Here is a 10,173-nt window from a genome sequence, read left to right as displayed (position 1 = left end):
ATATAGTAAGCTTACCCTTTTTTTATAAAAAATGCCAAACTTTTTCACCTCCCCACATAATATCCACTACTATTAAAAGTGCTCCCTAATAGGATTCATTGCATCTTATCTATAATTTTCAGCTAAGATTTATAAAAAGTTAAAACAGGATAAAGAAATTCAAATCGAAGGTAACTATTCAAGGAAAAATATATCTTTGCAGCCGATTAGTTGTTTATGCAACTATAAAATTTTATGATAAAAGTAACAGAACGAGAAATATTTGAAATTCTTTCAGGAAAGATTTCCGGACTCATCAACCGTACGGTATTGAAGGCTTTTGTACAACAAGGACTTGATATCACGACTGAGCAATGGACGGTACTATCCTGCTTATGGGACAAAGATAAGATTATACAGACGGATATCTGTGCCCTCACCCAAAAAGACAAGCCAAGCGTAACGCGGTTGATCGACAATCTGGAAAAAAAGAACCTAGTCATGCGGGTATCAGACCCTGCAGACCGGCGCAATAATTTAATTCTCCTCACCCCCCGGGGCGGTGCGATAAGACAAAAAACAACCGATGTGATACATTCCATTGTAAATTTTGCGTTGGAAGGCATACCGGATGAAGAACTAAGTGGGACTAAGGAAGTTTTGATACAGATTATGAACAATTTAAGAGCGTATTAAATTGTTTTTTGAATTTATCGATTGAATAAAATATAATTTTGCATACACACCTATTAGTTGTCTAACTAACTATTTAGATTATGAGAAAAATATTATTGATTACTTGTTGCATTTGTTTTGTTACTTACTTGCAAGCGCAAAGACAGGTAGATTTAGAGGAATGCCGGCAAATGGCCCTCGAGAATAATAAGAGTTTAAAAATTGCAGAGGAGAATGTACGGGCAGCACAATCACTGTCGAAGGCTGCATTCACACAATTTTTCCCGAATATATCGGCATATGGGTCATATATGTATAATCAAAAGAATGTATCTCTCTTGGGTGAAGATGCCCATTTACCGGTGGGAGTCCTGGATGTAAACGGTAATTTCGGTACCGGCATCGGGCCTAACTCCATTCCTACCCCCCATGCTGACGGCACATTTACTTTTGACCAATCGGCAATCAATAATAAATTTACAATGGTCGATGGGAAACCTGTCCCTCTGGATGCCCAGGGTAACCCGTTTAATCCTGAAATAAACCCGGAAAACCTGCAATGGAAAAATCACGCCCTTCTGCCAAAAGAAGCGATGGAATTCGACATCCATAATATCTTCGTCGGGGGCATCAGTTTCGTACAGCCCATCTTTATGGGAGGCAAGATTATCCAACTCAATAACATTGCCAAGTCCAATCAGGCAATCGCCGAAGTACGCGTGCAGGAGAAGACCGAAGATCTTATAGTGAATGTGGATGAAGCATACTGGCGTGTGGTATCGCTGGAAAATAAGGTACAACTGGCAAAAGAGTTCCACAATCTGGTTTCCGAACTTGATAGGAACATGCAGGCGCTTCAGGCAGAGGGATTGGCGACCAAAGCGGATATGTTGAAGATAAAAGTCAGGTTGAACGAGGCTGATGTCACCTTGACCAAGGCGGAGAATGGCTTAAATCTTTCAAGAATGGCATTGAACCAACTTTGTGGATTACCGTTGGAAGAGCGGATCGAGCTGAAAGATTCCGATTTGGGAGAGGTCATCGACATACAATCTGCCGTTTCTATCGAACAGGCCTGGGCAAACCGCCCGGAGATCAAGATGTTGACACAAGCAGGCAATATCGCTGAAGCCAATAGCAAGATCATGGCTTCGCGCTTTCTGCCTACCGTCGCCCTCACCGGCGGATATACCGCCACCAATCCCAGTATTTTCAACGGGGTGGAGAAGAAATTCAATGGCATGTTCACCGTCGGTGTAACCGCGGCTATTCCCCTGTTCCATTTCGGAGAGAAGGTGCACACTCTCAATGCAGCACGCACTCAGGCTGTGATAGCGAAACTCGAATTGGAAGAAGCGAAGGAAAAGATAGAACTTCAAGTGCATCAAAACAGCTATCGGATCAATGAAAGCCTGAAAAAACAGGAAACGACCCAAAAGAATGTAGAAAATGCCAAAGAAAATCTTTATTATGCCAAGGAGGGCTTTGATGAAGGTGTGATTACCTCTACCGATTTATTAATGGCACAAAATGCGTGGCTGGCTGCCGAATCGGAATACCTCGATGCCATTATCGATGTAAAATTAAATAATTTGTACTTGAAGAAGGCGGTGGGAAATCTTTACTGATGTGATGATTTAATGATTTTGTCGATTTAACAATTCAACAAATAATATAGCAACTGAAATGAAAAAAGAAAAAGCAGAGAACATCCGCAACCTAAGGATTGCATTGGTCGGGCTCATCACTGTAGTGATTATCATTTTTATTATCGGATGGATCATTTATAAACCGGAACCGGTGGTTATTCAAGGATCTGCCGAGGCGACCGAGGTACGTGTCTCAGGAAAAGTAGCCGGTCGAATCCAGCAATTTTTGGCAGAAGAAGGGCAACAAGTTGAAAAAGGAGACACACTAGTCTTCATCGACAGCCCCGAAATTTATGCGAAGCTGGCACAAGCAACAGCTGTACAAAATGCGGCGAAAGCACAAGATCGTAAGGCAAAAAAGGGAGCTCGTAATGAGGTAATTCAGAGTGCTTATGAGATGTGGCAAAAAGCCGAAGTAGGTACCGATATTACAAAAAAGTCGTACGACCGCGTTCAACGGCTTTTCGAAAAAGGAGTGGTCACAGCCCAAAAGCGGGATGAAGCCGAAGCTCAATATCAGGCGGCAGTTGCACAAGCTGCAGCAGCCAAATCTCAATATGAGATGGCAAAAAACGGTGCAGAAGTGGAAGACAAGGATGCGGCTCTGGCCTTGGTTGACCAGGCACAGGGAGCTGTACAGGAAGTGGAAGCCTATATGAAAGAAATAACTCTTGTCGCTCCTATTTCGGGGGAAGTAACCGAAATATTCCCTAAACAGGGAGAATTGGTCGGTACCGGAGCACCCATTATGAATATTGTAGATCTGGATGATATATGGTTCACCTTTAATGTGCGTGAAGACTTACTCAACGATATGAAAAAAGGAGCAGTAATCACCGTAAAGGTTCCGGCTTTAAATAACCGGGAAATCGAACTGGAAATCACTTATATAAAAGCTATGGCTTCATTTGCTACATGGAAGTCCACCAAGACTACCGGTGATTTTGACCTGAAAACATTTGAGGTCAGGGCTAAACCGGCAGGGCCTATTAAAGACCTTCGCCCGGGCATGACAGCATTGGTCGTTAGAAATTAATAATCAATAACTAAAGACCAATTCAACGAAGAAAAGTCAAGAAGAAAGAACTTACTGATGTAATAAGGAGTAACATTTAGTTCTTAATTTTTCACTATTCATTTTTAATTTAAAAATATGTCCAACTCAACTATACAACAGATAAAGAATGTAGCCGGCAGGGAGTGGAAACGGATGTTGACGCATCCCGTACATCTTCTTTCTTCGATAGGCGCGATGCTTTTCTGTTACCTTTTCTTTCTGACCTTGATGTCTGAAGGATTGCCACGACAACTTCCCATCGGAATTGTCGATAACGACAACTCATCGATGTCGCGCACTTTGGAGAGGAATATAAACGCCTCTCCTCAAGTGGAAATTGTGGGTAAATATGCATCCTTTACCGAAGCCCGCAAGGATATGCAGAGGGGACACATTTACGCTATCATCGACATTGCGCCGGGATTTCAATCCGACTTGCTCGCCAACCGCCAGCCCTCTATCTCTTTTTATGTGAATGATGTCTATCTGGTAGCTGGTTCACTTTCCTACAAAGACCTGACCTACATCAGCGAATTGATGACAGGCTTCATCCTGCAACAATCATTAGAGGCAAAAGGTGTAACAGGCAAAGAGACCCTGATGCCTATTTTGCAACCCATTGCCATGGATACTCATCAGATAGGTAATCCTTACACTAATTACAGTGTTTACTTGTCGAATGTATTGCTGCCCGGCGTATTACAGATGCTGATCATCATGTTCACCATTTACGCCGTAGGAGTGGAGATGAAACAAAATACTACACACGAATGGCTTTTAACCGGCAATAATGCGATACTTTCAGCACTTACAGGGAAAGTACTGCCGCACACCGTTCTTTTCACGTTATTAGGACTATTGGGATTGTTCCTTCTTTATGGGGTGATGAGATTTCCAATGAACGGCAGCATTGCATGGATGTCACTGGCCATGTTCATCTTTGTCATGGCACATCAGGCCATCGGCATATTCATCATCGGCTTATTACAGCGACTACGCGATTCCATCAGTATCGGAATGTTTTACAGCCTGTTAAGTGTCTCCTTTGCCGGATTCACCTTCCCTATAGAAGCCATGCCGCGTGGAGTACAAATATTTTCATGGTTCTTCCCTATACGCTACTATTTTAAGATATATGTGAATGAAGCGTTGAATGGTGCGGATATACGCTATTCGTTGATATACTTTGCCGGGATGCTTATATTTTTGCTATTACCATTCCTGGTGTATCCACGATTAAGAAACACTATCCTGCAACATGAGACAGGTTCAGCAATAAAAAACAGCAGATGCAATGAACAACTCCAATAAATCCAATTTCTTTTTTCGTATCTTGCATGAGATAAGACGGGTCATCTATATCATATTGGATGAGTACCGGATTATCTTGAAAGATTCGGGCCTAGTAGTCATTTTTTTTGGAGCGACCCTCCTCTATCCGCTTCTCTATCCCTCCATTTATCGTAATGAGACGATACGGGATATGCCTATTGCCGTGATTGATGAGTCACAAAGTGTACGGTCACGCGATCTGGTACGACGGTTAGATGCAACTCCGCATCTGAGCGTAGCCTACCGGCTGAATAACCTCGAAGAGGCAAAAGACCCATTTTATAAACAAAAAATACATGGCGTTGTCCATATCCCTAAGGACTATAGTCAGAAGATCCATCGTAATGAACAAGCTACCGTGTCATTCTACTGCGATATGAGTAGTTTTATGTACTACCGGACCATGATGCTGGGAGCCAATCTGAGCATAGTCGAAGCAGGAAAAGACATCAAAATAGAGAGGATGAATGCTGCCGGAATAACAGGTAAGTCAGCCGAAATCTCTGCTGCTCCTTTCCATTATGATAAGAAGATCCTGTTTAATGAACCAATGGGATTTGCCAGTTTCCTTCTCCCTGTGGTGCTCGTCGTAGTTATTCATCAAACGCTCTTTTTCGGAATCACTATGCTGACCGGTACATTGCGTGAAGAAAAACTAGTCACGATAGATCCGCAAATGCGTCAAAAAGGTAAGTTCTTCCCTACTATCATCGGCAAGGCACTTTGTTATTTCAGTATGTACATAGTAATATGCTCCTATGCATTACTGGCGGTACCCCGTATTTTCCAGCTACCTCATTTAGGAGATCCATTGGATATTATCCGCTTTTTCACCCCCTTCCTCCTGGCAGTCATATTTTTCTCGATGTTAATTTCAGTATTCATCCGTAATCGGGAGACTTCCATGGTTGTTTTTCCGTTCTTCTCGCTGGTTTTGCTCTTTTTGAGCGGGTTTTCCTGGCCTCAATCTAATATGCCTTGGCTCTGGAAAACATTCGGGATAATCTTTCCGAGTACATTCGGGATTCAGGGTTATTTAAAACTCAATTCAATGGGAGCCGGATTATCACAGGTACAATTTGAGTATATTGCCTTGTGGATTCAAGCCGCCGTATATTTCATTGCAACGATTATTGCCTATCGGTTACAAATACGTATCACAGAAAATAAGATAAAATCATAATGGATCACAAGCAAAAATCCCTTCTTTTCAGGATAAAAAGAAGGGATTCTATAGAAATTGTATATCTTATGCAATCTTCGGCAGGAATTTCGCATCAAAGGAATACTGACCCGGGCCAATAAAGACAGAGCCTATAAACACAATCAAAAGATCGAGTGCATGCCCGAATACCATAAAGCTATCCCCTGCGGCAAGATGGGTTGACAAAGCAACGATCATTGTGCCGGTAAGCATAATGGCAGCCGGGCGGAATAATAACCCAAGGGCAAAAAGAAGTCCGCCAGCAGACTCTGCCAAAGCGGCCAGAAACCCCCAAAATGTAGGGGCAAAATTAATACCAAATATTCCCATGCTACTTCCTATGGCGGTCCACATTTCCGTACCTGCGGTAATTTTAGGGAAGCCATGGAGGAAAATCGATATCCCTATACCGACTCTTAAAATTAACCAACCAAACTGAGCTAAATTTTTTTTCTTCATATTTTTAATTAGAATCAATTAACTTTTTTCAGCCCTCTAAACGTATAATACTATAAATTGTTTATCTTTGCTTTATAAATAAAATTGATATGTCTACTTTTGCACCCTTTGCCAAACCGATGTACGTAATGCTTAAACCGGTAGGATCTAAGTGTAATCTCGACTGTGACTACTGCTATTATCTGGAGAAAGAAATACTCTACGGCAGGAAAAATCAGGTAATGAGTGAAGAACTTCTGGAACGTTTTATACAACAATATATCGAGTCCCAGACCATGCCTCAGGTAATGTTCACCTGGCATGGTGGGGAAACATTGATGCGGCCAATCTCATTCTATAAAAAAGCCATCGAACTGCAAAAGAGATATGCCCGCGGACGACAGGTGGATAACTCCATACAAACCAATGGGACATTGCTTAACGATGAGTGGTGCGCTTTCTTCAAAGAGAATAACTTTCTGGTAGGGATATCGATCGATGGACCACAGGATTTTCATGATGAATACCGGCGCGACAAAATGGGTAGACCCTCTTTCCATCGGGTAATGAAAGGAATCCGGCTTTTGCAAAAACACGGAGTTGAATTCAATTGTCTGGCAGTTGTCAATGATTATAATGTGGATTATCCGTTGGAATTCTATCGGTTCTTCAAAGAGATTGGATGCCAATTTGTACAGTTCACCCCCATAGTAGAGCGCTTACATAAGAATACCTCCGGTTTAAAACTGGCAACTGCCCGGGAGAAGGAGGATGTGGAGCTTGCTCCTTTCACTGTTGATGCAGCCAAATGGGGTGAGTTCCTCTGTACTATTTTTGATGAATGGGTCAAACAGGATGTGGGGAAAATATTCATTCAGATTTTCGACTCTACATTAGCCAACTGGGTAGGAGCACAACCGGGAGTATGCACCATGGCAAAGACCTGTGGACATGCAGGTGTGATGGAATTCAATGGAGATGTCTATTCATGCGATCATTTTGTTTTTCCCGAATACCGTTTGGGGAATATCTATAGTAAACCTCTCTCTTCAATGATGTATTCTGAAGAACAATTAAAATTCGGGAATGATAAATTTGACACACTCCCCCGGCAGTGTCGTGAGTGCGACATGCTTTTCGCCTGCTATGGTGAATGTCCCAAAAACAGGTTTATCAAGGATAAATATGGAAATGAAGGACTAAATTATTTATGCAAAGGATATTACAGGTTTTTCTCGCATGTGGCACCTTATATGGACTTTATGAAACATGAACTAATGGCCAAACGCCCACCCGCGAATGTAATGGAATGGATTCGGGAAGATGGAAAAGAGAGAAAATGACCGGGGAAACTGGGGACAAGAGCAGAAAAAAACCGAATCACTAAGAGCTGATCCGGTTTTTTTAGTAGTTATTGTTTCAACTATTAATCTCCCCTACGGGCAGAATAACTGATTTTTAATGCATAAGCCTGTCTTAACGCCTGCTTTACATCTGTGATATATTGCATCCGTGTATCTTCGTCTGCTTTGATGGAAACAGTCATCAATGGTTGATCTGCCTCATTCATACTGGCTTTCTCCTGTGCAATATAATCCTGTATTTCGGACACTTGTGCAAATCTGTCATTCAGCTGCATCTGTGTACCTGTACCCAGTCTCACATCCATAGGAGGACCAATATTGATATAGGTCACCAATGATTTTTTCTCCAGTTTCTGGACTTCTGAAGCAGTGGGTATATGCACCTTTACCATCAATGTCTCAGAACGCATGGTAGTAGTAACCATAAAGAAAAACAAGATGGCGAAAACAATATCAGGCATAGATGTAGTACTCATTTCCGGCACTTCCCGTTTACCACTTTTATTGAATTTTCCCATAATTATTGTCCTCCATAATTTTTAGGTTCAGCTTCAGAGATACGTTGAGGATAAAGATCCTGAATTTGTTTCTGTTGCATTTCCGTTAACTCTCCATATGAGGTGTTGAAATATTTCCTTGCACCTTCTTCCCTCAACTCGTTATATGCTTTTACCACCTCGTTCTGGACAGCAATATAAGCTTTATAACTGGTGGTGGCATCGTTTTGAATGGAAACGACGTGGGAAGCAGTGACTGGTACAACGCCAATCGGAGCACCGAAATCCTGCTCTTCCAATTCGGGTAAATCAAGACTATTAGCAGTATTCAATACAAACTCTTTCACCCTATCTTTCAATGCAACCTTTCCTCCAACTTCCCCCCGTAACTCGGCTTCGTTAGCATACCATTCGGTTTCATGCTGGTTTGCAGCCATTGTTTCGTTTTGAGAATTCACCAATACAATGAATAAATTTCTACGTTGCACATCCACAGAGGTTTGTTCCTCTGTTTGTGGGGGTGCCGGTAATCGGCGTGCCAACCCGGAGTCGACATCCATATTCGATACGAGCAGGAAGAAGATCAGCAATAGAAAGGAAATGTCGGCCATCGAGCTCCCATTTAGAGGTGGAACTTTTCTCTTTGTTCTAGCCATAAAAAAACTTTCTTTTAATTAACCTTTTTGACTTGGTTGATTATTTTTTTCTTTTAATCAGCGGCAAAATAATCATTGCCAAAAGTGTAAGAACAAGCATTACATATGCGCTATAAAGCCACATATCTGTCATTTTCAACGTTGGCGGACGATTATCATTTCCTTCGTATCCGGGAATATTCAATAATGTCCCGTCACCTATCATATAGGTGATTATCAGCAAGGCAGCCAATCCTACAATAGTCATCAAACCACTCAGGGCTTTTTTAGGATTTTCTTTAAACCCACGCAAAAGATCGGCAATCGCAAATCCTATCAAAACTACTACGGTTACTGCCAAAAGGACATAGGCCCAATACAATACAATATCAGTAAACTTAGGCTGGCTCATTTCGGCCACAAGCTTTTCATGCGCCGGCACCTGACCTCCAAGATAGAACAACCCCAGTACCACAAGAGTGATCAAGATACCTACGTACAGGGTTAATCTGGAAGTTCTATGTATTTTAGTTACAGCCATAATAATTACAAGTTTTTGTATTTAACGTTATATTTGATCACCTGGTCCAGAAAAGTAATGGAAGCATCTTCCATCTTGTTAAGGATACCTTCCATTTTAGAAAGGATGTAGTTATAGATGATCTGGAGAATAATAGCCACGATCAAACCACCCACGGTCGTGATCAAAGCCACCTTCATACCACCGGCAACAATCGTCGGGCTCATGTCTCCTGCTCTTTGGATATCATCGAAAGCCTGCACCATACCTACTACCGTTCCCAAGAATCCAAGAGAAGGAGCGATCGCGATAAAGAGGGTAATCCAAGAAAGGTTTCTTTCCAGTAAGCCGGACTGTACTCCTCCATAAGAAACGATAGAACGTTCTACTGCATCAGGCCCCTGATCGAGACGAAGCAATCCTTGGTATACAATAGAAGCCACCGGTCCCCTGGTATTGCGTGCTACGTCTTTTGCTGCTTCCACGTCTCCTCTGTCGAGCGCATCTCCTACTTTATTCAGGAAAGTATCCGGATTCACATCGGCAAGACTCAGATAGATAATTCTTTCAAGACAGAAAGCCAAACCCAGGATCAGAGCAATAGCAATTGTGCTCATGAAGCCGGCACCACCCTCAATAAACTTCACCTTTATCGCCTGGTGGAAACCGGCCGATGTTTCCTGAACGGCAGCCTGTGTTGTCTCAACCGAAGTAGTGGCAACTTGCTCTGTTTCTCCAGCAGTATCTTGTGCCATAAGAACCGACGGCAATCCTACGGACATCATTCCGAAGATTGCTAAAATTGCAAATAACTTTTTCATTG

11 protein-coding genes are annotated in these 10,173 nt (G+C 42.2%); 6 read left to right on the top strand and 5 right to left on the bottom strand.

All coding sequences use genetic code 11. The features are described from left to right. Positions 1 to 234: 234 nt before the first annotated feature. From B4G81_RS09620 to B4G81_RS09600, 5 genes are all read left to right on the top strand, one after another. Entirely contained in the window at positions 235 to 675 is a 441-nt protein-coding gene (locus B4G81_RS09620; protein ID WP_294081937.1) for a MarR family winged helix-turn-helix transcriptional regulator, read from the top strand. Positions 676 to 755: 80 nt separating this feature from the next. Next, a complete protein-coding gene (locus tag B4G81_RS09615) occupies positions 756 to 2,282 on the top strand; it encodes a TolC family protein (RefSeq protein ID WP_294081936.1) in 1,527 nt (508 codons plus the stop codon). 58 nt (positions 2,283 to 2,340) lie between these two features. Beyond that, a complete protein-coding gene (locus tag B4G81_RS09610; RefSeq protein ID WP_294081935.1) occupies positions 2,341 to 3,339 on the top strand; it encodes an HlyD family secretion protein in 999 nt (332 codons plus the stop codon). 117 nt (positions 3,340 to 3,456) lie between these two features. Then, complete coding sequence (locus B4G81_RS09605) at positions 3,457 to 4,671, top strand: ABC transporter permease (RefSeq protein ID WP_294081934.1); 1,215 nt, start codon at positions 3,457 to 3,459, stop codon at positions 4,669 to 4,671. Continuing rightward, complete coding sequence (locus tag B4G81_RS09600) at positions 4,655 to 5,875, top strand: ABC transporter permease (protein WP_294081933.1); 1,221 nt, start codon at positions 4,655 to 4,657, stop codon at positions 5,873 to 5,875. The genes B4G81_RS09605 and B4G81_RS09600 overlap by 17 nt, the downstream gene beginning before the upstream one ends. 66 nt (positions 5,876 to 5,941) lie before the next feature. On the opposite strand, the gene B4G81_RS09595 is transcribed toward B4G81_RS09600, so the two are convergent. Continuing rightward, positions 5,942 to 6,355 carry a DoxX family protein gene (locus B4G81_RS09595; protein ID WP_294081932.1) on the bottom strand — a complete coding sequence of 138 codons (414 nt, stop codon included), beginning with the start codon at positions 6,353 to 6,355 and terminating at the stop codon, positions 5,942 to 5,944. Between the two features lie 89 nt (positions 6,356 to 6,444). On the opposite strand from B4G81_RS09595, the gene B4G81_RS09590 reads away from it, so the two are divergent. After that, entirely contained in the window at positions 6,445 to 7,677 is a 1,233-nt protein-coding gene (locus B4G81_RS09590) for an anaerobic sulfatase-maturation protein (protein WP_294081931.1), read from the top strand. Positions 7,678 to 7,760: 83 nt separating this feature from the next. Here the strand turns inward: B4G81_RS09590 and B4G81_RS09585 are convergent, their stop codons facing one another. From B4G81_RS09585 to B4G81_RS09570, 4 genes are read right to left on the bottom strand one after another with little or no spacing between them, the layout of a single operon-like run. Continuing rightward, entirely contained in the window at positions 7,761 to 8,216 is a 456-nt protein-coding gene (locus B4G81_RS09585; RefSeq protein WP_294081930.1) for an ExbD/TolR family protein, read from the bottom strand. A gap of 2 nt (positions 8,217 to 8,218) precedes the next feature. Next, on the bottom strand, positions 8,219 to 8,851 hold the full coding sequence (locus tag B4G81_RS09580) for a biopolymer transporter ExbD (RefSeq protein ID WP_294081929.1): 633 nt from the start codon (positions 8,849 to 8,851) through the stop codon (positions 8,219 to 8,221). Between the two features lie 40 nt (positions 8,852 to 8,891). After that, the gene (locus tag B4G81_RS09575) at positions 8,892 to 9,371 is read right to left on the bottom strand and encodes a hypothetical protein (protein ID WP_294081928.1); all 480 of its coding nucleotides are present in this window, start codon (positions 9,369 to 9,371) and stop codon (positions 8,892 to 8,894) included. A gap of 5 nt (positions 9,372 to 9,376) precedes the next feature. Continuing rightward, the gene (locus tag B4G81_RS09570) at positions 9,377 to 10,171 is read right to left on the bottom strand and encodes a MotA/TolQ/ExbB proton channel family protein (RefSeq protein WP_294081927.1); all 795 of its coding nucleotides are present in this window, start codon (positions 10,169 to 10,171) and stop codon (positions 9,377 to 9,379) included. Positions 10,172 to 10,173: the final 2 nt, after the last annotated feature.

This window comes from Proteiniphilum sp. UBA5384, from assembly GCF_002410825.1.
Taxonomy (GTDB): domain Bacteria; phylum Bacteroidota; class Bacteroidia; order Bacteroidales; family Dysgonomonadaceae; genus Proteiniphilum.
The sequence above is the reverse complement of the archived record's forward strand: the minus strand, read 5'-3'. Positions and strand labels throughout refer to the sequence as shown.

What these genes read in the sequence shown, in the direction of transcription:
- B4G81_RS09620 (WP_294081937.1), top strand. Translation starts at nt 235, where the DNA reads ATGATAAAAGTAACAGAACGAGAAATATTTGAAATTCTTTCAGGAAAG.
- B4G81_RS09615 (WP_294081936.1), top strand. Translation starts at nt 756, where the DNA reads ATGAGAAAAATATTATTGATTACTTGTTGCATTTGTTTTGTTACTTAC.
- B4G81_RS09610 (WP_294081935.1), top strand. Translation starts at nt 2,341, where the DNA reads ATGAAAAAAGAAAAAGCAGAGAACATCCGCAACCTAAGGATTGCATTG.
- B4G81_RS09605 (WP_294081934.1), top strand. Translation starts at nt 3,457, where the DNA reads ATGTCCAACTCAACTATACAACAGATAAAGAATGTAGCCGGCAGGGAG.
- B4G81_RS09600 (WP_294081933.1), top strand. Translation starts at nt 4,655, where the DNA reads ATGAACAACTCCAATAAATCCAATTTCTTTTTTCGTATCTTGCATGAG.
- B4G81_RS09595 (WP_294081932.1), bottom strand. Translation starts at nt 6,355, where the DNA reads ATGAAGAAAAAAAATTTAGCTCAGTTTGGTTGGTTAATTTTAAGAGTC.
- B4G81_RS09590 (WP_294081931.1), top strand. Translation starts at nt 6,445, where the DNA reads ATGTCTACTTTTGCACCCTTTGCCAAACCGATGTACGTAATGCTTAAA.
- B4G81_RS09585 (WP_294081930.1), bottom strand. Translation starts at nt 8,216, where the DNA reads ATGGGAAAATTCAATAAAAGTGGTAAACGGGAAGTGCCGGAAATGAGT.
- B4G81_RS09580 (WP_294081929.1), bottom strand. Translation starts at nt 8,851, where the DNA reads ATGGCTAGAACAAAGAGAAAAGTTCCACCTCTAAATGGGAGCTCGATG.
- B4G81_RS09575 (WP_294081928.1), bottom strand. Translation starts at nt 9,371, where the DNA reads ATGGCTGTAACTAAAATACATAGAACTTCCAGATTAACCCTGTACGTA.
- B4G81_RS09570 (WP_294081927.1), bottom strand. Translation starts at nt 10,171, where the DNA reads ATGAAAAAGTTATTTGCAATTTTAGCAATCTTCGGAATGATGTCCGTA.